General features: G+C 73.0%; 20 protein-coding genes. 8 read left to right on the top strand and 12 right to left on the bottom strand.

Annotated features, from left to right (window positions below; genetic code table 11):
* Window positions 1–124: 124 nt before the first annotated feature.
* A complete protein-coding gene (locus tag Mco01_RS10215; protein WP_204056646.1) occupies window positions 125–5,626 on the top strand; it encodes a non-ribosomal peptide synthetase/MFS transporter in 5,502 nt (1,833 codons plus the stop codon).
* 68 nt (window positions 5,627–5,694) lie between these two features.
* Here Mco01_RS10215 and Mco01_RS10210 read toward each other — a convergent pair whose 3' ends face one another.
* The 6 genes from Mco01_RS10210 to Mco01_RS10190 all read right to left on the bottom strand — a co-directional run bounded on the left by Mco01_RS10210 (window position 5,695) and on the right by Mco01_RS10190 (window position 9,138).
* The gene (locus tag Mco01_RS10210; protein WP_425560012.1) at window positions 5,695–6,252 is read right to left on the bottom strand and encodes an RNA 2'-phosphotransferase; all 558 of its coding nucleotides are present in this window, start codon (window positions 6,250–6,252) and stop codon (window positions 5,695–5,697) included.
* 158 nt (window positions 6,253–6,410) lie between these two features.
* Complete coding sequence (locus Mco01_RS39755; protein ID WP_275410480.1) at window positions 6,411–6,533, bottom strand: hypothetical protein; 123 nt, start codon at window positions 6,531–6,533, stop codon at window positions 6,411–6,413.
* Between the two features lie 107 nt (window positions 6,534–6,640).
* Complete coding sequence (locus Mco01_RS10205) at window positions 6,641–6,925, bottom strand: HesB/IscA family protein (RefSeq protein ID WP_204056645.1); 285 nt, start codon at window positions 6,923–6,925, stop codon at window positions 6,641–6,643.
* A gap of 98 nt (window positions 6,926–7,023) precedes the next feature.
* Window positions 7,024–7,626 (bottom strand): Rv1733c family protein, encoded by a 603-nt coding sequence (locus tag Mco01_RS10200; RefSeq protein WP_204056644.1) that lies wholly within the window; start codon window positions 7,624–7,626, stop codon window positions 7,024–7,026.
* 215 nt (window positions 7,627–7,841) lie between these two features.
* Complete coding sequence (locus Mco01_RS10195; protein ID WP_204056643.1) at window positions 7,842–8,225, bottom strand: hypothetical protein; 384 nt, start codon at window positions 8,223–8,225, stop codon at window positions 7,842–7,844.
* 49 nt (window positions 8,226–8,274) lie between these two features.
* Entirely contained in the window at window positions 8,275–9,138 is an 864-nt protein-coding gene (locus Mco01_RS10190; RefSeq protein ID WP_204056642.1) for a LysR family transcriptional regulator, read from the bottom strand.
* 124 nt (window positions 9,139–9,262) lie between these two features.
* On the opposite strand from Mco01_RS10190, the gene Mco01_RS10185 reads away from it, so the two are divergent.
* Together Mco01_RS10185 and Mco01_RS10180 are read left to right on the top strand one after the other, a co-directional pair.
* Window positions 9,263–9,982, top strand: a complete 720-nt coding sequence (locus Mco01_RS10185; RefSeq protein ID WP_204056641.1) for an SDR family oxidoreductase — start codon at window positions 9,263–9,265, stop codon at window positions 9,980–9,982.
* A gap of 110 nt (window positions 9,983–10,092) precedes the next feature.
* Window positions 10,093–10,617, top strand: coding sequence for a DUF1697 domain-containing protein (locus Mco01_RS10180; protein ID WP_204056640.1), 525 nt, complete (start codon window positions 10,093–10,095; stop codon window positions 10,615–10,617).
* Between the two features lie 25 nt (window positions 10,618–10,642).
* Here Mco01_RS10180 and Mco01_RS10175 read toward each other — a convergent pair whose 3' ends face one another.
* On the bottom strand, window positions 10,643–11,599 hold the full coding sequence (locus Mco01_RS10175) for a DUF2332 domain-containing protein (protein WP_239103484.1): 957 nt from the start codon (window positions 11,597–11,599) through the stop codon (window positions 10,643–10,645).
* Between the two features lie 52 nt (window positions 11,600–11,651).
* Here Mco01_RS10175 and Mco01_RS10170 point away from each other — a divergent pair, with 52 nt between their 5' ends.
* Complete coding sequence (locus Mco01_RS10170) at window positions 11,652–12,902, top strand: cytochrome P450 (protein WP_204056639.1); 1,251 nt, start codon at window positions 11,652–11,654, stop codon at window positions 12,900–12,902.
* A 12-nt stretch (window positions 12,903–12,914) separates the two neighbouring features.
* Here Mco01_RS10170 and Mco01_RS10165 read toward each other — a convergent pair whose 3' ends face one another.
* A complete protein-coding gene (locus tag Mco01_RS10165; protein WP_204056638.1) occupies window positions 12,915–14,063 on the bottom strand; it encodes an acyl-CoA dehydrogenase family protein in 1,149 nt (382 codons plus the stop codon).
* 91 nt (window positions 14,064–14,154) lie between these two features.
* Between Mco01_RS10165 and Mco01_RS10160 the strand changes: the two genes are divergently transcribed.
* The gene (locus Mco01_RS10160) at window positions 14,155–14,847 is read left to right on the top strand and encodes a winged helix-turn-helix transcriptional regulator (protein ID WP_204056637.1); all 693 of its coding nucleotides are present in this window, start codon (window positions 14,155–14,157) and stop codon (window positions 14,845–14,847) included.
* Between the two features lie 61 nt (window positions 14,848–14,908).
* Here the strand turns inward: Mco01_RS10160 and Mco01_RS10155 are convergent, their stop codons facing one another.
* Window positions 14,909–15,793 carry an aldo/keto reductase gene (locus Mco01_RS10155; RefSeq protein WP_204056636.1) on the bottom strand — a complete coding sequence of 295 codons (885 nt, stop codon included), beginning with the start codon at window positions 15,791–15,793 and terminating at the stop codon, window positions 14,909–14,911.
* Between the two features lie 105 nt (window positions 15,794–15,898).
* Between Mco01_RS10155 and Mco01_RS10150 the strand changes: the two genes are divergently transcribed.
* The 3 genes from Mco01_RS10150 (at window position 15,899) to Mco01_RS10140 (ending at window position 19,157) form a co-directional block, all read left to right on the top strand.
* Entirely contained in the window at window positions 15,899–16,453 is a 555-nt protein-coding gene (locus Mco01_RS10150) for a TetR/AcrR family transcriptional regulator (protein ID WP_204056635.1), read from the top strand.
* Between the two features lie 78 nt (window positions 16,454–16,531).
* Entirely contained in the window at window positions 16,532–18,160 is a 1,629-nt protein-coding gene (locus Mco01_RS10145) for an ABC-F family ATP-binding cassette domain-containing protein (RefSeq protein WP_204056634.1), read from the top strand.
* Between the two features lie 88 nt (window positions 18,161–18,248).
* Entirely contained in the window at window positions 18,249–19,157 is a 909-nt protein-coding gene (locus Mco01_RS10140) for an alpha/beta fold hydrolase (protein ID WP_204056633.1), read from the top strand.
* Here the strand turns inward: Mco01_RS10140 and fxsT are convergent.
* From fxsT to Mco01_RS10125, 3 genes are all read right to left on the bottom strand, one after another.
* Window positions 19,126–23,013 carry an FxSxx-COOH system tetratricopeptide repeat protein gene (gene fxsT, locus Mco01_RS10135; protein WP_204056632.1) on the bottom strand — a complete coding sequence of 1,296 codons (3,888 nt, stop codon included), beginning with the start codon at window positions 23,011–23,013 and terminating at the stop codon, window positions 19,126–19,128. The genes Mco01_RS10140 and fxsT overlap by 32 nt on opposite strands.
* Before the next feature lie 3 nt (window positions 23,014–23,016).
* The gene (locus Mco01_RS10130) at window positions 23,017–24,231 is read right to left on the bottom strand and encodes a TIR-like protein FxsC (RefSeq protein ID WP_204056631.1); all 1,215 of its coding nucleotides are present in this window, start codon (window positions 24,229–24,231) and stop codon (window positions 23,017–23,019) included.
* A gap of 85 nt (window positions 24,232–24,316) precedes the next feature.
* Window positions 24,317–25,568, bottom strand: a 1,252-nt coding sequence (locus tag Mco01_RS10125) for an HEXXH motif domain-containing protein (RefSeq protein WP_204056630.1), incomplete at its 5' end; no start/stop codon positions are given.

Here is a 25,568-nt window from a genome sequence, read left to right as displayed (position 1 = left end):
TCCCACGCGTCTCGACTCGAAACGCGGCGAGATCCTGCGAATCGACGATCAAGCGTTTTCTCGTTCAACCATTTTCATGTGGTCAGTTGTTCTGCGCATTAGTGCGCAGAGAGGAGAACGCTCGGTGACGATAACGCCGACGACTGACAACGAGCATCTAATAGCCTCGCTTTCCCCGCGCCGGCAGGAGGCGCTGCGCAGGCTTCTCGCCACCCGGGCCGCCGCCGCGGACGCGATCACTCCGCGAGGCGGGGGGCCCGCCCCCTGTTCCTACGAACAGGCGCAGATGTGGCTCGGCGCGCGACTCGGCGAGGGCGCGCCCGCGCCGAACTCCACCATCGGCCTGCGGCTCACCGGCCCGCTCGACACGCGCGCCCTGACCGTGGCGCTGGACACCCTGGTCGAGCGGCACGAGATCCTGCGCACCGTCTACGAGGGCGACGGGCACGAGCCCCGCCAGATCGTCCTCGACCCCGGCCCGGCGCCGCTCGACGTCGTCGACCTGCGTGACCTGCCGGAGGCCGAGCGGGAGGACCGGGCCCGGGAGATCACGTTCAGGGCCGCGGTCGAGCGGTTCGATCTGGAGACCGGACCGGTCCACCGTACGACGCTGGTCCGGCTGGGGGACGAGGAGCATGTGCTGCTGTTCGTCTGCCACCACATCGCGTGCGACGGGTGGTCGGTCGGCATCATCGTGGACGAGCTGACCAGCGTCTACGCGGCCGTGCACGAGGGCCGCCCGGCCGGGATCGCCCCGCCCCCGCTCCAGTACGCCGACTACGCGGCGTGGTCCCGGCGCGAGCTGACCGGTGAGCGGCGCGAGCGGCGGCTCGCGTACTGGCGCGACCGGCTGGACGGCGCGTCCGCGGTCGAGCTGCCGATGGCCAAGGAGCAGAACGCGGCCCCGTCCGGCGGCACGCGCAGCGGTTGCCACCTGTTCACGCTGCCGGACGAGGTCCTGCAGGCGCTGCGGGAGGCCGGCGGCCCCGGGACCACCCCGTTCGTGGCCCTGCTCACGGTGTTCTCGATGCTGCTGGCGCGCTACACCGGCCAGAGCGACCTGACGCTCGCCACCGTGAACGGCGGGCGCCGCCGGGTGGAGCTGGAGCCGGTGCTGGGCTGCTTCGTCAACGCCCTCCCGCTGCGTGCCGACCTGTCGGGCGATCCCTCGTTCCGCCAGGCCGCGGCCGGGGTGCGGCGGCGCCTCGGCGAGGCGCTCGCCAACCACCTGCCGTTCTCCGAGCTGGCGGGGGCGCTGAGCGACCGGGACGCCCGCAACTTCTCGCTGTCGACCGTGGGCTTCTCGCTGCGCGTCTTCCGCGACCAGCGCGGGCGCTGGCCGGGCCTTGAGGCGTCGGTGTGGGAGCACGAGGTCGACGACTTCACCTACGACCTCGCGCTGCTGGTCCACCTGAACGGGGCGGACGACCCCGAGCTCTACCTGACCTACCAGAAGGACCGCTTCGACGAGGACGCCGTGGTCCGGCTCGCCGGGCACTACCGGGCGCTCGCCGAGCGGATCGCCGCGGCCCCCGACACGCCGCTCGCCGATCTGGAGCTGCTCACCGAGGCCGAGCGCGACCTCGCCCTCGGCGCGTGGAACGATTCGGCCCGGCCGTACCCCGACGTCGCCCTCCCCGAACTGCTGGAGCGCCACGCGGACTCCGGCGCGGTCGCGGTCTCCTTCGAGGGCCGCACGACCACGTACGCCGAGCTGCACGCCCGCGCCAACCAGGTGGCGAGCCTGCTGCGCGAGCGCGGCATCGGCCCGGAGGACACGGTGGGCGTGCTGCTCGACCGGAGCCCCGAGCTGATCGCCTGCCTCATGGGAGTGTGGAAGGCCGGCGCGGCGTACCTGCCGATGGACCCGAAGTTCCCCGCGCAGCGCGTCCGCGACATGCTCTCGATCGCCGCGACCCCGCTGGTCCTGACCTCGGCGGGTCACGCGCACCTCTTCGAGGGCCTGCGGGACGCCGAGATCGTGGACGTCGGGAGCGGCGTGCTCGACGACCGGCCCACCGACCCCGCCGGCGTGCCGTTCGACATCGACCGGCTGGCGTACGTGATCTTCACGTCCGGGTCGACCGGACGGCCGAAGGGCGTGCAGGTCACCCACCGCGGGCTGGTCAACCACGTGTGGTGGGCGGTCGAGGAGCTGGCCGGCGACGGGGACGGCGGCGCCCCGCTGTTCGGCTCAGTGGCGTTCGACCTCGTCGTGCCGAACCTGTGGACGCCGCTCGTCCTCGGCCGCCGGGTGACCGTGCTGCCCCAGGACTTCGACATGGGCGAGCTGGGCGCGCTGCTGGTGGCGGGCGGCCCGTACGACTTCGTCAAGTGCACCCCCGGCCACCTGGAGGTCCTCGGCCACCAGATCGACGCCCGTCAGGCCGGCGAGCTCGCCGGGACGATCGTCGTCGCGGGCGAGGCGCTGCCCGGTTCGATGGCCAACCGGTGGCTGGAGATGCTGGGGCCGGGCCGGCTGGTCAACGAGTACGGCCCGACCGAGGCGTCCGTCGGCACCTGCGTCTACCCCGTCCGCGACCGGCAGCTCGTGGAGGTCGTGCCCATCGGCAGGCCGCTGCCGAACATGCGGATGTACGTCATGGACGAGGGCCGGCGGCTGCGGCCCGTCGGCGTGCCGGGCGAGCTGTACGTGGGCGGCGTCGGCGTGACCCGCGGCTACATGAACCGGCCCGACCTCACCGAGGAGCGGTTCCTGCCCGACCCGTTCGCCGAGGGCGGCCGCATGTACCGCACGGGCGACCGCGTGGAGTGGCTGCGCGACGGGAACGTGGCCTTCCTCGGCCGCTTCGACGACCAGGTCAAGATCCGCGGCTACCGCATCGAGCTCGACGAGGTCAGGGCGTCCGTGCTCGACCACCCCGGGGTGCGGGACGCCGTCGTCACCGTGCACGCCTTCACCCCCGAGGACAAGCGGCTCGTGGCGTACTACGTGCCCGCAGGGCCGCAGGTCCCCGACCTGGCCGGGCACTGCGCGGAACGGCTGCCGGAGTACATGGTCCCGTCGATGTTCGTGCCGCTGGAGACCATCCCGCTCAACCAGAACGGCAAGGTGGACCGCAAGGCCCTCCCCGACCCCGTCGTGACGGCCGGCGAGGACCTCGCCGAGCCGACCACGGACACCGAGGTCCTGGTGACGGAGGTCTGGCGGGAGGTCCTCGGCATCGAGGCCGTCTCGATCGACGCCGACTTCAACGCGCTCGGCGGCCACTCGCTGCTGCTCATCCGCATGGTGGCGAAGCTGCGGCAGGTGCTGCCCGCCGACGGCTACCAGGTCAGCGTCCTCGACGCCATCGCCAACCGGACCGTCAGGGAGCTCGCGGCCCTCATCGACCGCGCGAACGGCGCGGCCGAGGCCGGGGAGGACGACGGCCCCCGCGGCCTGCTGGTCGAGCTCACCCGCCCGGTGGCCGCCCCCGCGCTCACGCTCGTCTGCATCCCGTACGGCGGGGCCAGCGCGATGGTCTACCAGCCGCTGGCCGACGCGCTGCCCGACGGCCACACGCTGTTCGCGGTCGCGCTGCCCGGCCACGAGCTGGGCGTGGAGGAGGCCGTGCTGCCGTTCGAGGAGGCCGCGCAGCGGGTCGCCGACGAGGTGATCGCCCGCGTGCGCGGACCGGTCGCGCTGTACGGCCACTGCGTCGGCAGCGCGCTGACCGCGGAGATCGCGCGGCGGCTGGAGGCGGCCGGCCGGCGCGTCGAGGCCGTCTACACGGGCGGCAGCTTCCCCTTCGCCACGCCCCGCAAGGGGCTCAACGGCCTGCTCGGCCGCCTCTTCCGCAGCGAGCGGCTGGACAACGCCAACGCGCACGCCAACTGGCTGCGGGCGATGGGCGCCGACCTGCAGGACCTCGACCCCGAGCAGGTCGACCACATCATCCGCACGATGCGGGTGGACGCCCGGGCCGGCGAGGACTACTTCAGCGAGCTGGTCGAGCGGCAGAGCCCCCAGCTGCGGGCGCCGGTCATCTCGATCGTCGGCGACCGCGACGCGCTCACCGAGTTCTACCAGGAGCGGTACCGGGACTGGCACGCCGTCTCGGAGACGACCGCCCTCGTCGTGATGGCCGAGGCCGGGCACTACTTCCTGCGGTACCGCACGGAGGAACTGGCCGAGATCGTCACGTCCACCCACACCCTGGTGGATCGGCCATCGGAGTGGCGGCCGCTCCACGACCAGTCGGCCACGTGGTGGCGCCAGGCGCTCTCGGCCGACAGGAAGCAGCGGACGGCCGGGCCGCAGCCCAGCCTCGGCCGGTTCTTCACGGTCGCGACGGGCCAGATCGTCTCCATGATCGGCGCCGTCATGACCGAGTTCGCCGTGCCGATCTGGGCGTACCTCAAGAGCGGCTCGCTCGTGCAGTTCGGCCTGTTCGCGATCATCGCGCTCGTGCCGGGCCTCGTCCTCGCGCCGCTGATCGGCGCGCTGGCCGACCGGTACGACCGCAAACGGAGCATGCTGGCGGCCGACGGGCTGTCCCTCGCCGTCCAGGCCGCCCTGCTGGCCCTGATGGTCACGGACACGCTCGCCCTGCCCGTCCTGTACGGTCTGCTGGTCTTGCTGTCGATATCGGTGACCCTGCAACGGGTGGCCTGGCAGTCGGCCGGTCCGCAGCTCGCGCCCAAGCACTACCTGCACCACGTCGGCGGCGTCGTCCAGCTCGGCAACGCGGTCGCCCAGCTCATGGTCCCGCTGTTCTCGGTCGCGCTGCTCTCGCTGATCGGCATCACCGGCATCCTGACGGCCAACGTCGTCTGCTACGCGGTCGCCTTCTCGGTGACGCTGCTGGTCCGCTTCCCGGCGACGATGGCGTGGCGGCGCAGGGAGACGGTGTCGGCCGAGATCCGCAACGGCTTCCGTTACCTGCTGCGCCGCCGGGGCCTGCGCGCCATGGCGTTCACGATGTTCATCGTGAACTTCTTCCTGTTCACCGGGTTCATCATGATCCCGCCGCTGGTGCTGTCGGTCGGAGAGCTCGCCGACACCGGGCGGGTCGCGCTCATCGCCGGCGTCGGCGCGGTCTGCGGCGGCCTGATCATCACCCTGTGGGGCGGCCCCCGCAACCGCCGGATGTTCGGCATGCTCTCCGCGGCCGGCGTGCTGGGCGTCTTCTGCGCCGTCGCCGGGCTGCGGCCGTCCCTCGTGCTCATCACGGCCGGCGCGTTCGGGATGTCGCTGATGATGACGATCAGCGACGGCATCTGGCTGACGATCATCCACTCGAAGGTGCCGCAGCGTTACCACGCCCGCGTCATCGCGATCAACCGCATGCTCGCCCTGTCGACCCAGCCGGTCGGCCTCGCCGTCCAGGCGTGGCTCGTGGGCCTCGTGTTCGAGCCGCTCATGCGCAAGGGCGGGCCGCTGGCGGGCACGGTCGGCCGGGTCATCGGCACCGGCGAGGGCCGCGGCATCGGCCTGCTCTACATCGTCTGCGGCCTCGCCATCGCCACCACGATCACCCTGGCTCTGCGGCATCCCGCGCTGGCCAGGTTCGACCAGGACACCCCCGACGCCGAGGCCGACGACCTGATCGGCCTGGAGGCCCTCCGCTCCCGGCAACCGGCCCCCGCCGGCGAGCGGAGCATGTCAGCCGTAGGAGGCTGACACGGTCCGGGAGGCCCGCCGGCCCGCGTACACGGCGGGCCTCCCGGTTCACCGCGCACGGAGATCGTTCAGGGGAAGCGGAGGAAGGCCGGCGGGACGTGGGCGACGAGCCAGACGCCGTTCGCGCTGACGTGGAACGCGTGGCCGCCGGCGTGCATGGCGGCGGCGTCCACCTCCAGGATCACCGGCCGGCCGCGGCGGCCGCCGACCCGGGTGGCCGTCTCCCTGTCGGGCGACAGATGCACGTGGTGCCGCGCCATCGGCCTGAGCCCCTGCTCCCTGATCGCGGGGAGCACGGCGGCCACGGTGCCGTGGTAGAGCAACGGCGGCGGCTCCACGGCGGGCAGGGCGAGGTCCACCTCGACCGAGTGGCCCTGGCTGGCCCGGATACGGCCGTCGTCGATCACGTACCGCTTCTTGTCGTTGCGCTCGACGACCTCCTCCAGCTCGCCGTGGGAGAAGGGGAAGCCGTTACGAGCGGCGGCGTCCAGGAGGACGCCGACGTCCACCCAGCCGTGGGCGTCCAGCTCGATGCCGATGCGTTCGGGCTGGTGCCGGAGGTGCTTGGCCAGGTATTTGGATATCCGCACCATGCGCCGCTCGTCCATCGGCGCCTCGCTCGCCATGAGTAATGAGTAGCAGAGCGGATCGGTTGGCCGCCTCCCCATTTCGGTCCAACGGGCCATGAGGCGGTCAGCGCCGCTCGTGGTGACCGAGCGCCTGGAGACGGCTGAGCAGGGCGCCGGCTGATCTGAGGCACTATTACCCGCGTCATCACATCAGCTCACCGGCGGCCGGGCAGGCATCGGGCGTGACGCGGCCGGCCCGCGTCGAACTGGTTCGGGGACCCGGACGCGACGACGCCGAAGTGCCGGTCACGCCACCGGAAGACCTCATGCGCGAGCACGGGTCCTCAAACGCGTCCTGTTGATCTACCGGGAGGGCAGCCGGCGGATCAACGCCGGCGAACGAGTGCCCGCGCAACCCCTGCACGCCGGCGCCCGGGACGCCGGGCTAGGACTCGGGGGTGAACTGGAACGTGGGCCGGCCTCCCGGTCCGGTGTGGACGTCGAGGGTGCGGTCGCGCAGCAGCCCGGCGGCCTCGGGTTCGAGGAACACGCGTACGTCCGACCTCTCCAGCACCTCGTCGCCCGGAGAGGGCGCGCTGACCAGCGAGAACTCCAGGCCCGCCGCCTCCCCGGGCAGGGCGGAGATCCGCAGCCCCGCCTTCTTCGGGAGGTACTCCCCCACCATGAGGTCGCGGATCGCCTGAACGGCACGGTCGGTGAGGGTCAGCACTGCGGCCTCCTCGGGTGCGCGGCTCCGATCGGTAACGCCCTGGGACGGGATCGGGTGGAACGCGACTCACATGGAGCAGGGATCGCGTGGGACGCGACTCAGGGCAGGGCGTCCTCACCGGGCCGGCGACGACGGGGGTTCACGGAGATCCACTCGGCCTCCCAGGCGGCGAAGCGACGTCGATCGAGCAGCGCGCGGAACAGGGCCAGCGACGCCAGCAGCAGACCCACGGCCACGGCCTCGGTCGACACCCCGGTGACCACCGCGCCGACGGTCGTCTCCATGTGGACGGGCGGGCCGTCTCCCGGGCGGCCGGACGGGTCGAGCCAGACGCGGACGAGGGCACCCGGCTTCGTGCCCTCGGGCACGGGGGCCTCGCCGACGACCCGGCCGCGCCCGGGGACCGTCCAGGCGACCCGGGTCCGCAACTCGGCGGCCGCGCCCTCCAGGGACACCCAGGTGAGCTTGGGGGCCTCGGCCAGGACGGTGGCCGTCACCCATTGGCCCGCCCGCTCCTGGGCCACACCCGATCGGTAGACGGCGTTGCCCGCGACGGCGGCCGGCGCCAGGCAGGCCACGCAGAGCGCGAGGAACAGGAGCGCGGCGAGCGCTTCCAGGCGGTCGGAGGCACGCCGGAGGGGGTTGCCGTCCGGCCGGTACAGGCGCACACGCCTGAGGGCCCATTCAGCCGTTCCTCGCACCAGACCCACCTCCTCCTGCAGTTCTCCCCACGGTGACGCATCCCGCACGGCTCCGGCAGGGCTTTTGGCCGTACGCTTGCCGGGACGTTCGCCGCTCTTCCGTCTTTTCTACGCGGCGCACCGGGCGGTCCTCCCCCCGGCCCCGGTGGCACAGTCTCGCCTCTCTTCGCCACCCCGACCCGCGTCCCCGGCCCGCCTGTGGACAACGGGGAGCCTCAGACCTCCGGTTCGCGGAACTCGGGGACGTCCTGGGGCGGCGCCGATGGGTCGGGGTTCAGGGCCTCCAGGGGCGTGTCGTCCTCGATCGCCCGTTCGGCCGCGACGGTGTCCTCCACGGCGGTGAGGCGGGGCGGCACCTCCAGCAGGCCCGCCTCACCCTCCTCGCCGCGGCTCTCGATGGCCGCGTTCACTGCTCGCACCAGGTCATGGCGGGTGTAGCCGCCCTCCGGCACCTCGTTGAGCAACTCCAGGACGCCCGGCCCCAGGGCGTCGTCCGCGCCCGCCGCGGCATAGAGATCCCGCCGCGCGACCTGCGCCCGGGTCAGGAAGAGCTCGTCGATGATCTCCCCAAGCCGTTCCAGCTCCGTACGGTCCGGCATGTCCGATCCCTCCTCCGTCTCCCCTCCAGCCGTACCCGGAGGGCGGGTTTCAGCCCTGCAGATCGACGGCGATGGCGACGAATTCCTGGATCAGCGGGCTGCGGCGGGTGGCGTCCCAGGCGAGGTGGACCTGGTTGGGCGGCAGATCGCGCACGGAGACGTGGACGACGTCGGGCCGGGTGTAGAAGGCCGCCGTGGACGTCGGAAGGATCACGATGCCGTGTCCGGCGGCGACGTGTTCGAGCTTCTCCTCGACCGTGCGGATCCGGGGCCCGGCGCTGCGAGAACCGGTGGCCGTTGCGGTGGCGACGTCCCGCCACTCGGGGACGGCGTCCGGGTCCTGCAACAGGTGCTCGTCGGCGAGGTCAGCCACGCTGATCGCGTCCTTGCCCGCCAGGCGGTGGTCGGCGGGCAGCGTGACGACGCGCGGCTCGGACAGCAGGTGGCGCGTCCGGAGGCCGCGCCGCTCGATCGGCAGGCGGACGTAGCCCACGTCCACCTGGCCGTCGCGGATGAGCTCGGCCTGGTCGTCCCAGCTGACGCGCAGCACCTCGACGGTCAGGTCGGGGTGGCGGGCCGACAGCGCGCGGACGGCGGGCGTCACGATCAGGCCCGGCATGAACCCCACGGTGAACGTACGGGGGCCGCGGGCGGCCCGGCCGACCCGGCGGCGCAGCGCGTCGGCGGAGGCCAGCAGGGGACGGGCGTCCTCCAGCAGTTGCCGGCCCGCCGGGGTCAGCTCGGTCGCCCGCTTGTCCCGGACGAACAGCTGGGCCTTCAGCTCGTTCTCCAGCGCGCGTATCTGCCGGGACAGCACGGGCTGCGCGATGTGCAGCGCCTGCGCGGCCCGGCCGAAGTGCAGCCGCTCGGCCACCTCGACGAAGTAGCGCAGCTTGCGCAGGTCGACGTCCACCGGCATCCCCTTCGGCCCGTGATGCCTTCAGGGTATTGCAGCCGCCGGGAAGGGTCTTGGACGCCGGGGTCCGTGCGGCCACATCGTGAAGGAGACGGAACGGCACTACGGAAAGGCCCGTCTCATGAACCTCAAGGGACAGCGCGTCGTCGTCCTCGGCGGCACCTCCGGCATCGGCCTGGCAACGGCGGACGCCGCCGCGGCCCAGGGCGCGGAGGTCGCGGTGGTGTCCAGCAGGCGCGCCGGCGTCGACCGGGCGCTGGCCGCCCTTCCCGCCGGGACCCTGGGAAGGGCCGCCGACCTCGGGGACCCCGCCCAGGTACGGGCGGTGATCCAGGAGATCGGCGAGCTCGACCACCTGGTGTTCACGGCCGGCGAGGCGCTGGACCTCATGCCTGTCGCCACACTCGACCCGGGCGCCGCCCGGGACTTCTTCACGGTGCGCTACTTCGGCGCCCTGGCCGCCGTCCAGGCCGCCGCCCCGCTGATCCGTCCCGGCGGCTCGATCACCCTCACCACCGGGATCGCCAAGGACCGTCCGGGCCCCGGATGGGCCGTCGCGGCGAGCATCTGCGGGGCGATCGAGTCGCTGACCCGCGCCCTCGCCGTCGAACTCGCCCCGGTCCGCGTCAACGCGGTCTCGCCCGGGGTCGTACGGTCGCCCCTGTGGGCGTCGATGGGCGAGGCCGACCGGCAGGCCCTGTTCGAGGGGGTCGGCGCGGCCGTCCCCGCCGGACGGGTCGGCGAGGTGGGCGACGTCGCTCCCGCCTACCTCTACTGCATGACCCAGCCCTGGGTCACCGGCACCGTCCTCACCGTGGACGGCGGCGCGATCCTGGTGTGACCACCGCCCGCCGCACACCTGCCGTACACGCCGGGCCGCACACCTGCCGCATACCTGACGCGTTCCGGCAGGAACCCGGGGTAGCGTCGCCGCCGGAAGGAGGCGAGGCGATGCGGTACGTGGCGCTGCTGCGCGGGATCAACGTCAACCCCGCCACCGCGGTCGCGATGGCCGACCTGAAGGCGGTCCTCGAACGGCTCGGGTACGACGGGGTGCGCACCCACCTGCGCAGCGGAAACGTCCTGTTCAGGGCCGACGGCGATCCGAGCCCGGCCGCCGCGATCGAACGGGGCCTAGCGGAGGACCTGGGCCTGCGGATCGCGGTGATCGTGCGAACGGCGGAGGAGCTCCGCGGGGTGGTGGAGCGCAACCCGATGGAGGTCCGTGATCCCGCCCGGTTCGCGGTGGTGTTCCTGTCGGGCCCCCCGGACCGGGAACGGCTGGAGGCGATCGACCCGGCGGCGTACGCGCCGGAGGAGATGGCGATCGGCGAGCGCGAGCTGTACGTCCACTTCCCCGACGGGCTGCGGCGCCCGAAGCTGCCGCCCCTGCTGGAGAAGCTGTCGTCCGCCCCCGCGACGATGCGCAACTGGAACACCGTGACGCGTCTGCTCGCACTCGCCGAGGAGCCCTGAGACGTCTCCGGACTCCTCGACCGTTTCAGGCGAGCCACTCCAGCCACTCGCCGTGCGGGCCGGCCATCGCGAGGGGCTCCCCGTCCAGCGCAGGGAGGAACGCCAGGCGATCCTCGGGCAGCGGCCGGGCGAGCCGGGCGAGGACCGCGGGCAGCCGGGGCGAGCCCTCGTTCGACACCCACCGGACGGGCAGGCTCTTCACGGTCGCCACGAAGCGGTCCCGGGCCTCCGCGTCCAGGTACGGCAGGACCGCGCTGTGGAAGACGACGACCGTCGCACCCCTGGGCGCCCGGGCCACCAGTTCGGGAAGCGCCTCGGTGGCGTCGCCCCGCACGAGCAGCGGCGGGTCCTCCCGGGCCATCCGGGCGGCGCCGCGCAGCCGTTCGAGCCGGTCGTCCTGGCCGGGCCACACCAGGCACTCCAGCCAGCGCAGCGCCTCGTCGTCCCGGACGTCCACCGGGTCGAGGTCGACCCCGGCCCGCCACACCACCTCCGGCACCCGCTCCGGCACCGGCACCCTCCCGTTCGTCCGGCACGTCAGGACGACCGGGCCGTCCGCCGGACCGACGGGCGGCAGGTCGTCGTACCGGTAGCGGTAGCGGTCGGGGTAGAGGCACAGACCCGCGGAGGCGCCGGCCTCGATGAGGGCGAGCGGCTGCGGCAGCGACGCGAGCACCGGGAGCAGGCTCGCGCACCGCCCGGCCTCGTTGGTCTGGGTGCGGTGGGTGAGGATCGTCTCCCGCAGCGCGTCCCAGTGCCGCACGCACCACCGGGGGAGCCGCGCCGCGTCGTCCCGCGGGCCGCCGAGGAAGCCCGCCGCGGCCAGCAGCAGGTTGGGCTGCCGCTTCGCCGGCGGCAGGGTGTCGATGAGGCCGACCAGCTCCGGGCCGGCCGCGACGGCCCGCGCCACCTCCTCGTACGCCGGGGAGAGCCCCCGGACCTCCTGCCGGGCGAACCGCCGGTACATCTCCGCCGTGTCCACGCCCGCCACCTCCGCGTTCCGTGGGCGCCACCGCCGCCGATCGTCGATCAGTATGGCGGTGAGGACACGCACGCCCGACAACGGGAGGCACCCTGTGGCCGACGCCGAGCGCGACGCCCTGCTCCGCGACCCCTATCCCCGCTACGCCGAGGCCCGCGAAGCACCCGGGCTGACCTTCCTCCCCGAGATGGACGCCTGGCTCGTCAGCAGGGACGCCGACGTGCGGGAGGTGCTGCGCCGGCCCGGGGACTTCTCCTCTGCCAACGCGCTGCGCGGCGGCCACGTGCCGCCCCCTGCCGTCCTGGCCGAGCTGGCCAGGGGCCTCGGCGGGTCGCCCGTCGTCGTGACCTCCGACGGAGCGGCCCACCAGCGGTACCGGGCGCCGCTCGTCCGCGGCCTCTCCCCCGCCCGGGTCGCCGCGATCGCGCCGTACGTCGCCGAGCGCGCGGAGGCGCTGATCGCGGGTTTCGCTCAGACCGGACGGGTCGAGCTCATCGGCGCGTACGCGAGACGGCTGCCGGGCGAGGTCATCGGCCGCCTGCTGGGCCTCGACCCCGAGGACGTGCCGGTCGCGGTGGAGGCGAGCTACCGCGCCGAGGAGCTCTTCTTCCAGCCGGGCGGCGAACGGGAGAAGGTCGCGGCCGCCCGCGAGGTCGTCGCCCTGCAGCATCTGCTGGACGGCTACGCCCGGCGCCGCAGGGACGACCCGCGTGACGACCTGTGCACGGAGGTCGTCCAGGCCCTCGCCCCCGGACACGGCCCCCTCACCGCCGAGCAGCGGTCCGAGCTGGTCTCCAACCTGCAGAACCTGCTGATCGCCGGGCACCTCACCACGACCGCCCTCATCGGCACCGCGGTGCTCCACCTGCTGGAACACCCGGCCCGGTGGGACCTGGTTCGCAAGCGTCCCGACCTGATCCCGGCCGTGGTGGAGGAGTGCGCCCGTTACGACGCCCCGGTCCAGGCCTTCCACCGCCTCACGACCCGTCCGGTGACGCTCGGCGGCACCGATCTGCCCGCCGGCGCCGCGGTCCTGGTCGCGTACGGCTCGGCGAACCGGGACGGGGAACGGCACGAGCGGCCGGACGAGTTCGACGTGACGCGGGCGGCCCGGCGGCACGTCGCGTTCGGGCACGGCGCGCACGCCTGCCCGGGGGCGCAGCTCGCCCGCGAGCAGGTGCGGATCACGCTGGAGACGCTGGCCCGGCTGCTCCCCGGTCTGCGGCTCGACCCGGACCGGCCCGTCGTCATGGCCCCCACGCTGATCCACCGGTCGCCGGAGGAGCTGCACCTGATCTGGTGAACGTTCCGGCGTTCAGGAGACCGCGGCCTCGGCCAGGGCGCCGGCTCCCACTATGGCCAGGGTGGCCTCGGGGTTGATCGGGTGGAACCGGCCGGCGCGGACGTCGCGATAGGCCCGCTCCAGCGGCGAGGTCCGGAAGAAGGCGGAGCCGCCCACCACGTCGAGCGCGATGTCGACGACCTCCTTCGCCTCGCACACGGCGTGCCGCTTGGCGACCATCAGGGTCGTCAGGGTCCGCTCGTCCGCCGCCGGGTCCTCGCCGGCCTCCTCTACGGCGGCGAGCAGCGCCCACCTCGCGACGCGCAGCCGCGCGCCCATCTCCCCCAGCCCGCGCACCGACGCCGGTGCGGGCTCCCCGGGGCGGCGGGCCAGGACGCGCAGGGCCTCGTCGTACGCCCCCTGCGCGATGCCCAGGTAGACCGCGCCCACGACGGGGGCGAAGTGGATCGCCGCGACCAGCAGCGGTCCAGCCAGCCTCCCGTACGGCCGGCGGCCCACGACCTTGTCCGCCGGCACGAAGACGTCGTCGAAGACGAGGTCGTGGCTGGCGGTGCCGCGCATGCCGAGGGTGTCCCAGGTCTCCACCAGGGACACGCCCGGGCTGGACAGCGGCACGCCGGCGTGCAGCACCTCGGCGCCGGGGCCGGGCTCGCCCAGCACGGCGGAGGTGGAGATGACGGCGGCGACCGGCGCCTGCGAGCAGAACGCCTTGCGCCCGGTGAACCGGAAGCCGCCCTCCACCTCGACGGCCGTCGTCGTGGGGCACACCCAGTCCGAGCCGCCGCTGGTGGCCATGACGAGTCCGTCGGCGGCGACCCGGCGCAGCGCCCCCTCGGCGTCGGGCGCGCCCCGGCGGTGCCGCCAGAGCTGGACGAGGGTCAGGTAGAGGTGCATGGCCGCGGCCAGCGCGGCCGATCCCGCGTGGCGGGCCAGCTCGTGCTCGGCGAGCACCACCTGCCGCAGGCCGGCCCCGAGCCCGCCGAACTCGGCGGGCACCGCCAGGCTCAGGTACCCGTGCTCCCTCATGGCGGCGTAGGCCTCGGTGACGAAGGTGGCGTCCCGGTCGTGCGCCGCCTCGGTGGGCGCGCACAGGCGGCCGACCTCGGCGGCCAGCGCGACGATCTGCTCGTCGGTGCGGACGGAGTCCAGTGTGATGGTCATGAGCCGACGGTAGGAACACGGCGATCCCGCAACCAGTACGAGATCTGTACCGGCCGTTGGCTCGGCGTCACGCGCTGGTTAGCCTCGGGGCATGGGTTCCTCGTACCGGCAGTTCTGCCCTGTCGCGAAGGCGCTGGAGCTGCTCGACGAGCGCTGGACGCTCCTCATCGTCCGCGAGCTGGTCACCGGAAGCCGGCACTTCAACGAGCTGCGCCGCGGCGTCCCTCGCATGTCCCCCTCCCTGCTGTCCTCCCGGCTGAGCCGGCTGGTGCGGGCGGGAATCCTGGAACGGCGTCCCAGCGGAGGCCGCGTGGAGTACGTCCTCACCGACGCCGGCCGCGAGCTGCAACAGGTGGTCGAGGCGCTGGGCACCTGGGGGATCCGGTGGATCCCGCAGCTCGGCGACGAGGACCTCGACCCGCACCTGCTGCTGTGGGACATGCACCGCAACGTCGACCACGAGAGCGTCCCCGCGGAGCGCACGGTCGTGCAGTTCCGCTTCCCGGACGTCCCCGCGCCGAGCCGCGACTGGTGGCTCGTCATCACCCCCGGCGAGGTGGACGTCTGCGAGGACGACCCCGGCTTCCCGCCCGGAGTGCTGGTGACGACCACTCTGCGACGGATGACCGAGATCTGGCGGGGCGACCTGAGCTGGGGCGAGGCCCTCCGCGCGGGTGAGCTCGAGGTGCACGGGCCCGAGGCGCTGCGCCGCGGCCTGCCCCGATGGTTCACGCTCTCGCAGTTCGCCCCGGTCCCCCGTCCCCCCGCTCTCGGCCGTTCCTGAATCGTGTCCGGCGCGGCGGCCGCGATCCGAGCCCTTTTCGGTGACGCCGTGAAGCGGGGGGTCACTCGGCGGCGTCGTCGGCGAGGGCGGTGATGGCGGCGACCTCCTCGGGGCTGAGCGCGATGGAGGCGGCGGCCATGTTCTCGCGCACGTGCGCGAGGCTTGTGGAGCCGGGGATCGGGAGCATGACGGGCGAGCGGTGCAGCAGCCACGCGAGCGCGACCTGCTGCGGGGTGGCGCCGTGGGCGGCCGCGATCGGCGCGAGGGTGGCCGCCACCCGGCCGGCGTTCTCGCCGCCGTCGCGCAGGCTGACCGGATGCCACGGGGAGAAGACGGCGCCGTCCCGCTCGGCCGCGGCCAGCAGCGCGCGGCCACTGCGGTTGCCGACGTTGTAGAGCGCCGTGACCGCGGCGATGTCCGCGATGCCGCGGGCGATCTCGTACTGCTCCACGGTCACGTTGGAGAGCCCGATGTGCTGGATGTATCCCTCGTCCTGCATGGCCTTGAGCTCGCCGACCTGGTCCTCGAACGGGGCGTCGACGGCGTACCCGCTGTGGAGGTAGTAGAGCTGCACGCGGTCGAGGCCGAGCCTGCGCAGGCTCGTCATGAGCGCCTGGCGGAGGTACTTCGGGTTGCCGACCGATCCGCGGGTCGAGTAGTCGTGGCCCCCGCGCACGAACCCGCCCTTGGTCGCGATGACGAGGTCCTCCGGGTAGGGGTGGAGGGCCTCCCGGATGAGGAGCTCGTTGGTGTGCGGTCCGTACACGTCGGCGGTGTCGATGAAGGTGACGCCCTCGTCCATGAGGGAGCGCAGGAGGCGCAGGCCGCCCTCGTGGTCGGGGTAGGGGCCCCACACCTGGGGGCCGGTGAGCTGCATCGCCCCGTATCCGATGGCGGTGACCGCGAGGTCCCCGCCGATGGTGATCGTCGGAAGCTTGCCGGGCATGACGTACCGCCTTCTATGATGAAGTGGATAAGGCCCCCGGTTATCTGGGGACGCTCCCCACATTAGTGGGGACTTCGTCCGTTTCGCAAACGATAGGTTCCGCGCATGCCCGACCTGCTCGCCCAGCGCCGCCCCCACCGGGCGGACGCGGCACGCAACTTCGACGCGCTCGTCGCGGCCGCGCGCGAGGTCTTCGCCGAGCACGGCGGGGACGCCAGCATGGACGAGATCGCGCGGCGGGCCGGCGTCGGCAACGCCACGCTGTACCGGAACTTCCCGACCCGTGAGGCGCTCGTCGAGGTCGTGTACCTGTCGGAGGTGCAGGCCGTGTGCGACCACGCCGAGCGGCTGGCGGGGGCCGGCGACCCGTTCGAGGCCCTCGTCGAATGGCTACGGCGGCTCGTCGAGGTCGCCGGCACCAAACGCGTGCTCATCGAGGGCCTGGCGTTCAACCCGGGCGCCTATCCCGTGGCCCGGGAGGCCCTCTACGAGGCCGGCGGCGCGCTCGTCGCCCGCGCGCGCGAGGCGGGGCGGGTCGACCCGGGCCTCGACATCGACGACGTGATGCGGTTCGCCATCGGCGTGAGCGTCGGCGTCTACCGCGACGACGACCAGCGCGAACGCGTCTTCCAGGCCGCCATGAAGGGCATCGGCGCCTGACGTGGCGCGGGGCGCCGGCGAGGGGGGACGCGCGCTCGTACGGCACGAGTTGGACGAGCCGATAGTGTCGGTGTCCTGATGAGCGCCACTCTTGTCGCGAAGGACCTCGCCACCGGGCACGGCGACCGCGTCCTGTTCACCGGCCTCGATCTGGTCGTCGCGCCCGGCGACGTCGTCGGCCTCGTGGGGGTCAACGGCGCGGGCAAGTCCACGCTGCTGCGGCTGCTGGCCGGCCTCGACACCCCCGAGCAGGGGTCCGTACGGCTCAGCCCGCCCACCGCCAACGTGGGCCACCTGCCGCAGGAGCCCGAACGGCGTCCCGGGGAGACGATCGCCGCGTTCCTCGCCCGGCGGACCGGCGTGGCCGCCGCGCAGGCGGCCCTCGACGCGGCCACCGAGGCCCTGGTGGGCGGCGACCCCGGCGACGCGTACGCGGAGGCCCTCGACCGCTGGCTCGCCCTCGGCGGCGCCGACCTGGAGGACCGGGCCGCCGAGGTCGCGGCCGACCTCGGGCTCACCGTCGACCTCGGCCAGCCGATGACGTCCCTGTCCGGCGGCCAGGCGGCCCGCGCCGGGCTCGCGTCGCTGCTGCTCAGCCGGTACGACGTGTTCCTGCTCGACGAGCCGACCAACGACCTCGACCTCGACGGCCTCGACCGGCTCGAACGGTTCGTGACCGGCCTGCGCGCCGGGACCGTGGTCGTGAGCCACGACCGGGAGTTCCTCGCCCGTACGGTCAACCGGGTCGTCGAGCTCGACCTGGCCCAGCGGCAGGTCCGCGCGTACGGCGGCGGCTACGACGCCTACCTGGAGGAGCGCGAGGTCGCCCGGCGGCACGCGCGGGAGCAGTACGAGGAGTACGCCGACACGAGGTCCACATTGGAGGCCCGAGCCCGGGCCCAGCGCGCGTGGATGGAGAAGGGCGTCAAGAACGCCCGCCGCAAGGCCCCGGACAGCGACAAGATCGGGCGGAAGTTCCGCACCGAGGCGACCGAGAAGCAGGCGGCCAAGGCCCGGCAGACCGAGCGGATGATCGAGCGGCTGGAGGTCGTCGATGAGCCGCGCAAGGAGTGGGAGCTGCGGATGGAGATCGCGGCCGCCCCCCGCTCCGGAGCCGTGGTGGCCACCCTGCGCGGGGCGGTCGTGCGGCGCGGCGCGTTCACGCTCGGGCCGGTCGACCTTGGTGTCGAGTGGGCCGAGCGGGTCGCGATCACGGGCGCGAACGGCTCGGGCAAGACGACGCTGCTCGGCGCGCTGCTCGGCCGGCTGCCCCTCGACGAGGGCACGGCCGCCCTCGGCCCCGGCGTGGTCGTGGGCGAGGTCGACCAGGCCCGCGGCCTGTTCGAGGGCGACGAGCCGCTGCTCGACGCGTTCGGCGCGCTCGTCGACCTGCCGCCGGCCGACGTCCGGACGCTGCTGGCCAAGTTCGGCCTGCGCGCCGATCACGTGCTGCGCCCGGCGGCCACCCTGTCCCCCGGCGAGCGCACGCGGGCGGCCCTCGCCCTCCTCCAGGCCCGCGGGGTCAACCTGCTCGTCCTCGACGAGCCCACCAACCACCTCGACCTGCCGGCGATCGAGCAGCTGGAGTCGGCCCTCGCGTCGTACACGGGGACGCTGCTGCTGGTCACCCACGACCGCCGCATGCTGGAGGCCGTCCACACCACCCGCCGCCTCGTCGTCGAGTCGGGCAAGGTCCGCGAGGGCTGACGCGACGGCGCCGTCGTCAACTCGCCTTGGCATGGGACAAACAAAGCAGAAAGGGGGAAATTTGCATTAAGAGGAACGGGGAGGTGCCTTGACCACATTCGTGCGGTCTCGTGACGGGAGGACGCTGGCGGTCGAGGAAAGGGGTGAACCAGAGGGCCATCCGATCTTCCTGCTCCACGGCACGCCGGGCAGCCGGGTCGGCCCGTCGCCGCGCGCGGCGGTCCTGTACCGGCTCGGCGTGCGGCTGATCACCTACGACCGGCCGGGGTACGGCCTGTCGGACCGGCTGCCCGGGAGGACGGTCGCGGACGTGGCCCGCGACGTGGCCGACGTGGCGGACGCCCTGGGCGTCGAGTCGTTCGCCGTCATCGGCCGGTCCGGCGGCGCGCCGCACGCGCTCGCCTGCGCGGCCCTGCTGCCCACCCGTACGACGCGGGTCGCGGCACTGGTCCCGCTGGCGCCCCTGGACGCCGAGGGGCTCGACTGGTTCGAGGGCATGTCGGTCTCCAACGTGACCGAGTACACCGCCGCAGCCAACGGCCAGGGCGCCGTTCTGGAGCTGCTCGCCCCCACGGCCGACCGGGTGCGGGCCGACCCCACCCGCATGGTGCCCGCCCTCGACGAGGAGCTGCCCGAGCCCGACCGGCGGGTGATGGCCGACTACGGCATCCGGCGGATGCTGGCGATGAACTTCGCGGAGGCGCTGCGCTACTCGCCCGCGGGCTGGGTGGACGACGCCCTGGCGTTCTGCCGTCCCTGGGGGTTCGACCCCGGGCTCATCACCCGGCCGACCCTGCTGTGGCACGGCGACGAGGACGTGTTCTCGCCCGCGGAGCACTCGCGCTGGCTGGGCGAGCGCATCCCCGGCGCCACGCTCGTGATCGAGGCGGGCGCCGCGCACTTCGCGTCCCTCGCGGTGCTCCCGGACATCCTCGCCTGGCTGACGGCCGGGACCAGCCGCGTCGTCAGAAGGGCTGCGGTTCGAGGTCCCGATTGACCAGGACCCACTCGCGCAGGTGGCGGACCGTGGGGTGCGCCTCGCCGAGGACGCGGCCCATCACCGTGCGGACGCGGTCCCTGGCCTGCTCGGCCCGGGCCGCGTCCCCCGCCTGGTGCAGGATGACCGCGAGGTTCGCCTCGCAGGCGAGCGCGTCCGGGTGCTCCACGCCGAGCTTGCGGTGCAGCCGTTCCAGGGTGGCCCGCGCGAGCAGCTCAGCGGGGGCGAACTCCCCCACGTCGGCGAGGCAGTTGACCAGGTTGATCGCGGCCGCCAGGGTCACCGGGTGGTTCTCGCCGAGCCGCGAGCTCAGCCCGTCGACCACCACCTGGGCGTCCTGGCGGGCCTCGTCCACGTCTCCCGTGCCGCGCTTGTAGGTGGCGAGGTTGTTGACCGCGATCAGCGTGCCCGGGTGATCGGGCCCGAGGCTGCCGCGGTACATGTCGACGATCTCGCCGGCCAGCTCACGCGCCCCGGTCTTGTCGTCCAGCGCCGACATGCAGCAGGCCACCTCCAGCCGTGCCGCCAGGGCGTCCGGCGTCCCCGCGTAGCGCTGCTGGTAGCGGTCGTCGGTCTCCTTCGCGAGCTGCCAGGCCTCGTGCTGCTCGCCGGCGCGGCGCAGCGACACGGCGAGGCTCTTGGCCGTGCGGAGGGTGTCGACGAAGTTCTCCCCGAGCGCCTCCCGGTAGTGCTGCAACGTCGTCCGCAGCAGGTCCACCGACTCCCGGTAGCGGCCGATCTCGCGCAGGTCGCGCGCCAGGTGGGCGGCCGAGAACAGCGTGTACGGGTGGTTGGGCCCGAGCACCCGGGTGCGCTTGGCGAGCGTGTCCTGGTCGAGGTCGCGGGCGCTGAACCCGTCGCCCACGAGGCGGTAGCAGAGGGCGAGGTTGTTGGCCGCCGCGAGGGTGCGGGGATGGTCCTCCCCGAACAGGTTCTTCCACCTGTCATAGGTGACCCGGTCCATCTCCAGCGACTCCTCGTACCTGCCGAGGGCGCGGTAGTCGGCGGCCAGCCCGCCGGAGGTCAGCAGGGTGTGGGGGTGGTTCTCCCCGACCACCCGGCGCTGCATGCCGAGCACCCACTCGTCGAGGGAGGCGGCCTCGTCGTAGTCGCCCTGCGACCGCTTCACGTTGGCGATGTTGAACAGCAGGTGGAGCCGCTGCCGGTCCTCGGTGCCGAAGTTCCGCTCCCAGTAGTCGGCGAGGAAGTCGCCGAGCTCCCGGGCCGCCTCGAAGTCGCCGCGCTTCCAGAGGTACCGCACCCGGTCGGTCAGCAGCTGCCGGGTCTCCTCCTCCTTGCACTCACGGGCGCGGGACGGGCCGAGGTGCTGCCAGATGATGTCGTAGCGGACCCAGTTGTCCGGGTCGTCCACGTCGCCCTGCCGGGGACGGGCGCCGACGAGGATGTGGTGCACCTCGTGGCACGTCTCGTCCTGCTGGTCCTCCGTCATCTGGCTGCGGATGACCGCCTGCACCAGGCGGTGGACCTGGATGGTGTTGTTGCCCTGGTCGACCTTCGCCAGCGCGTACCGCCCGACCTCCCTGATCACGCGGCCCAGCACCAGCTTCTCGCGCAGGGCGTCGTCGTACGGCACCAGCGCCTGCTGCATCTCGTCGCTGTACAGCAGCTGCATGGAGATGGGCTCGGGGGCGAAGAACGCGCACAGCTGCAGCAGGCGGACCGAGGCCGGGGAGCTGTCGCGGAGCTTGGCGAGCGAGACGTTCCAGGTGACGGCCACCGGATGGGGATACTCGGAGGGGGCGCCCAGCTGCAGGACCCGGGCGGTCTCCGCCTCCAGCTCCTCCAGGAAGGCCGCGGCCGACATCCCCGACTCCGCGAGCCAGGCGGCCGCCTGCTCCACGGCCAGCGGCAGGTTGCCCAGCGCCCCCGCGATCCTGATCGCGTCCTCCTCGTCCAGGCCCGGCACGCGGCGGCTCAGGTGCTCCAGGCTCTCGGCCTGGCTGAAGACGTTGACCTCGAGAGGCGAGGCCACCGCCGACCACGCCTGGTTGCGCGACGTGACCAGGATGTGGCCCGAGCCGCCGGGGAAGTAGTCGCGCAGGTCGTCCGGGTCGCCCGCGTTGTCGAAGATCAGCAGCCAGCGGGAGTACGGCTCCTCCCCGCGGCGCAGCGCCTCCTTGACCGCGTTCACCGCCTCGGCGATGTCCTCCCCGAGCGGCATGTGCAGCTGCCGGCCGAGCTCCTCGAACGCCGCGTTGATGCGGTCGCGGTCCTCCGAGGAGATCCACCACACGAGGTCGTAGTCGGCCATGAACCGGTGGGCGTACTCCAGCGCCACCTGCGTCTTGCCCACGCCGCCCAGGCCGTACAGCGCCTGCGGGAGGACGACGGCGGGGTTGCCGCCGACGAGCTGGGCGCGCAGCATGTCGAGCAGCTCGCCGCGCCCGGTGAACGCGGCGTTGCGGGCGGACACGTTCCACACCTTGGGGACGCTCCCGGGGAACCGGGCGCCGAGGGCCGCCAGGTCGAGGGGCCCCTCGTCGGCGCGGCCGAAGGCCTTGAGCAGCGTCTGCGCCGCCGCGCGCTCGCCGATCCTCGTCAGGTCGGTCAGGGCCCGGTCGCCGAACGGCTTGGGGAAGTGCGACTCGGAGATGCGCAGGGGGATCAGCTCGCCGCGGTTGGCCTTCTCGGCGGCGTCCATGCGCTGCCAGACCTCCCCCGCCCGGGGCGCGCGCAGGAAGGCGTTCGACAGCACCGCCACCGTGCGGGGCGCCTCCCCGGGGAAGTCGGCCGCCTCGTCGCCCTCGATGCCGCGGAGCGTGACGCGGTAGCCGTACCGGGCGAGGACGGCGGCGATCCAGTCCGCCCACATCCGGTCCTCGGCGGCGTAGCTGAGGAACACGTCGCTCTGGTAGGAGGCGTGCCGGCGCACGTACCCGTCCAGGTGGCGCAGCCGCACCGCCTCGTCCATCGGCGGGAACGCCGTCACCTCCCCCTCGGTGATCACGCCGGCGAGCCGTTCGAACGCGGCGAGCAGCGAGCCCGGGCGGTTGGGCTCGTCGCCGAACGTCGCGAGGATCTCCTCGAACGCGTAGAAGGGCATGTACGGGACCTCGACGGCCCCCCAGTAGTGGTTGAGCTGGTCCGGCGTCATGCCGCGGGGAAACCGGTCGAACATGCGGCGCGCGTGGCTGCGGCCGGCGTCGCACTTCTCCTTCTCGCCCATCTCGATGCGCATGGGCACCGGCAGGATGCGGATCGCGCGGTCCGGGTACCGCTCGTCGATGTGCCGGGCCACCGACGAGGCGCCGTCGATGCCCTGGTCGGAGAGGGTGAAACAGTCGACGAGCACGTCGGGCAGCTCGATGGTGCAGATGTCGGCGATGTCGCTCAGCCCGGTACGGCTGTCGATGAGCACGTAGTCGTAGCAGGCCTTCATGTCGGCCCGCAGCGCCTTGAAGAACTGGCCGCCGCCCTGCCGCTCGTAGAAGGTGTCCCAGTCGAAGCTGGAGACCAGCGAGGAGTAGTCGCGGTTCTGCCGTCCGGCGGAGATGAAGTCGAGCGTGCCGTCGCCGGGGAAGGGGAAGTCGAGGGAGACGGCGTGCCGCTCGACCCTGGCGTACTCGACGTGCCAGTCCTTGGGCCGCTGCTCCTTCTTCATCGCCGCCCACTGGTAGGTGGTGATCAGGTCGATGACACCGGAGGTGGTGGCCACGACCCCAGGGCTCAGGAAGGGCCGGAAGAACTTGTGCAGGCCGGGCGACTCCAGGTCCCAGTCGATCACCAGGACGCGCTTGCCGTTGCCCGCCAGGATCCAGGCGGTGTTGGCCAGTGCCATCGTCCTGCCGGTGCCGCCCTTGTAGGAGTAGAACGTGACGACTTTGCCCTCGGTCATTTTCTACTCCTCCGGCCCCATGAGTCGGGGCTTGTCCACCTTTTCGCCCTCCGGCGGGTAAGCGGGGGCGTACTTGAAGAACTGCTGGGACGCCTTGTTGAGCGCCTCCGGCAGGGCGATCCGGAACGCGTCCAGCGTCGGGACGTCCGGAGCCGATGCGGGCTCGGCGAGCTTTCCCCCGAGCGCCTCGGTGAGGCATCCGCGGAGCCGTGGCTCGTGGGCGAGCAGTTGCCGGTCGCCCCGGTTCCACGGGACCACGACGGTGATCCACTGCCGGTCGGGCCGGTCGATGGAGCGCAGCGCCTCCTTGCACGTGTCCTTCGTCGTGGCCCAGGGGTCGACCAGCATCACCCCCGGCGACTGGGGTTCCTCGGCGGCCAGCGAGTCCAGGTGCTCGTCCAGGGAGCCCACCTCGGGCCGGAACCCCCGCGCCCGGGCCAGCTCGGCCGCGCAGTCCGCGAGCGGCCGCGAGCCGTTGTGGTCCCGGTACGGGTCCCACTCCCGGGCGGTCCAGCCGTAGTGGTAGGGCGTCCGGCCCTCGGGGAGGTGCTGCAGGTCGGGGGCGACCACCGTGAGGGTGACGGGCCGCTCGGGGATGCTGTGGTCGAAGGCGCTGGGAACGGTCCGATAGTCGGCGATGGCCCGCTCCGGCATCGGGGTGCTCTCCGCGACCTCGATGATCCGGTTTGCCAGCGCGAGCGTCGCCTCCTCGTACTGCCGGCGGTACTTGCTCAGCTTGATGATCCCGTAGAAGCCCTCTTCGGCGTACCGGGGATGGATGTCGGCGTGGTTGAACTGGATGTCCTCGGCCGCGGCCGGCAACGTGAGCTGACGCATCGGCGTCCAGAGGGCGGGGATGACGGTTTTCGGGGCGCTCTGCCCCTGCGCGCGCCCGAGAAAGGCGGCCCACTCCTTGCCGCAGTGCTCGCTCTCGAAATATCTCGGGGAGTAGAGGGGGACGAAGACCCGGCAGGCGGACAAATTACTGGACAATGCTTCCGGCCAGTTATCACCGATCCGTAATTCGCGGTCCATGTAACCGGCGGCTTCCGGGGGCACCTGCGTGAGGTTGATGATGTGCTCGCACAGACGCTGGAACAGCTTGCCGACCCAAAGATTGGGGTCTCCCACGGAGGCATCGATACGCGGCATGTGCGCGTAGCTGAAGAAGAAGTACGGCCGCGCGGCACCCCTGTCAGAGGGGGTTGTCGATGCCATCCGCCTCCTTCCCGGGAAGTATCACTATAGGAACGCGGACATTGTCAGGAAAGTGCCAGACCCGCGATCCCGGTGATTTCCCGGATTAACGGCCGGGGAGGGTCCACGCCGCCTGGTGGCGGCGCGACCGCCGGGCCGCGGCCGCCTCGGCCGCGGCGGGGACCGGCTCCGAAAGCCACGAGGCGACCGTCTCGCGCATCCCGGCGACGAACCGCTCGCCGAGCGGAGTCATGGCGCCCGACTCCGCGAGCCGCTCCACGGCGGCCGCCGTGTCCGCGCGCCATCGGGCGAACTGGACGTGCCCGGGGTCCGGCACCTCGTGGCGGCGCACCCGCCAGAAGTCGGTGACCGCGATGTGCGCGTAGGTTCCCTGGAGCAGCCCCTCCAGCGGCCGCGGATCGTCCCGCCAGGGGGCGTAGAACAGGCGCCCGTCCGACTCGTCGTACAGGTCGAGGAGGTCGAGGATCGCGCCCATCTTGACGTGCTGGAACTCGTGGATGAGCAGGAGCGCGAGGACGTCGGGGCCGTCGGGCAGGGCGGCCGCCACCGCGCCGAACGCGTGCCGCGCGGTCGAGCTGATGTCCCGTCCGGCCTCGCCCGGGGTCAGCGGGGTCACGGTCGTCAGGCCCGCGCGCAGCCCCGGCGCGTACCGGGGAAAGGCGGTCTCGATCAGCTCCCAGGCGGCGGTGAAGGCGGCCTGCCAGCGCCCGGCCTCGTCGTCGGTCAGGCGCGGCGCGGCCGGCCAGCCGTGGCAGTCGCGGAAGGGGTCGGTGTCCTCCAGCGCGATCGAGAAGCCGCCCGCGGTCAGCCGCCGCACCGGATGCCACGGCCCCCCGCCCTCGATGGAGAACCGCCCGTCGCGCACGTCCAGGTGGTCGCCGTCCCCCGCGACCTCCAGCACGCCCAGGGTGGGCAGGTGGACGCGCCCGCCGATCACCTCGACCGGCACGACGGCCGAGGCTCCGGCGTGGACGGCCGCGGCCGCGGCGATGTTGCCCAGGTGCCCGGGGTGGGCGCGCGCGGATTCGGCGGCCCAGACGCGCACGTAGGGGTGGCCGAGGACGTGGCGCACCGCCTCCGGATGGTCCCTGTCGAGGGTCTCGAGCAGCCGCCACGCCTCCGGCGGCGTCCCCTGACCGGTCACCGACGCCAGCAGCGCACGGCGGATGCTCTCCTGGGAGCCGGCGAGGCCGGCCACGTCGCGGGCGCCCCCGAAGCCGCGGGCCAGTTCCTCGATCGGGAGCGTGTGCGTGCGCATGTCGATCCTGTCGCGTACGTGGGTGATGAGCCGGTAGAGGTCGGCCGAGTAGACGCTCGGGTTCGCGAACCCCGTGCCC

This window comes from Microbispora corallina, assembly GCF_016863035.1.
GTDB classification, from domain to species: domain Bacteria; phylum Actinomycetota; class Actinomycetes; order Streptosporangiales; family Streptosporangiaceae; genus Microbispora; species Microbispora corallina.
Note: the sequence above shows the minus strand (reverse complement) of the source record. Positions and strands in the feature narration are given on the sequence as shown.

Bases quoted from the DNA above. Each gene is read 5' to 3' on its own strand.
- Mco01_RS10180 (WP_204056640.1), top strand. From the start codon at position 10,093: ATGCGGTACGTGGCGCTGCTGCGCGGGATCAACGTCAACCCCGCCACC.
- Mco01_RS10195 (WP_204056643.1), bottom strand. From the start codon at position 8,225: ATGCCGGACCGTACGGAGCTGGAACGGCTTGGGGAGATCATCGACGAG.
- fxsT (WP_204056632.1), bottom strand. From the start codon at position 23,013: ATGACCGAGGGCAAAGTCGTCACGTTCTACTCCTACAAGGGCGGCACC.
- Mco01_RS10170 (WP_204056639.1), top strand. From the start codon at position 11,652: ATGGCGGTGAGGACACGCACGCCCGACAACGGGAGGCACCCTGTGGCC.
- Mco01_RS10150 (WP_204056635.1), top strand. From the start codon at position 15,899: ATGCCCGACCTGCTCGCCCAGCGCCGCCCCCACCGGGCGGACGCGGCA.
- Mco01_RS10165 (WP_204056638.1), bottom strand. From the start codon at position 14,063: ATGACCATCACACTGGACTCCGTCCGCACCGACGAGCAGATCGTCGCG.
- Mco01_RS10185 (WP_204056641.1), top strand. From the start codon at position 9,263: ATGAACCTCAAGGGACAGCGCGTCGTCGTCCTCGGCGGCACCTCCGGC.
- Mco01_RS10155 (WP_204056636.1), bottom strand. From the start codon at position 15,793: ATGCCCGGCAAGCTTCCGACGATCACCATCGGCGGGGACCTCGCGGTC.
- Mco01_RS10130 (WP_204056631.1), bottom strand. From the start codon at position 24,231: ATGGCATCGACAACCCCCTCTGACAGGGGTGCCGCGCGGCCGTACTTC.
- Mco01_RS10145 (WP_204056634.1), top strand. From the start codon at position 16,532: ATGAGCGCCACTCTTGTCGCGAAGGACCTCGCCACCGGGCACGGCGAC.
- Mco01_RS10210 (WP_425560012.1), bottom strand. From the start codon at position 6,252: ATGGCGAGCGAGGCGCCGATGGACGAGCGGCGCATGGTGCGGATATCC.
- Mco01_RS10160 (WP_204056637.1), top strand. From the start codon at position 14,155: ATGGGTTCCTCGTACCGGCAGTTCTGCCCTGTCGCGAAGGCGCTGGAG.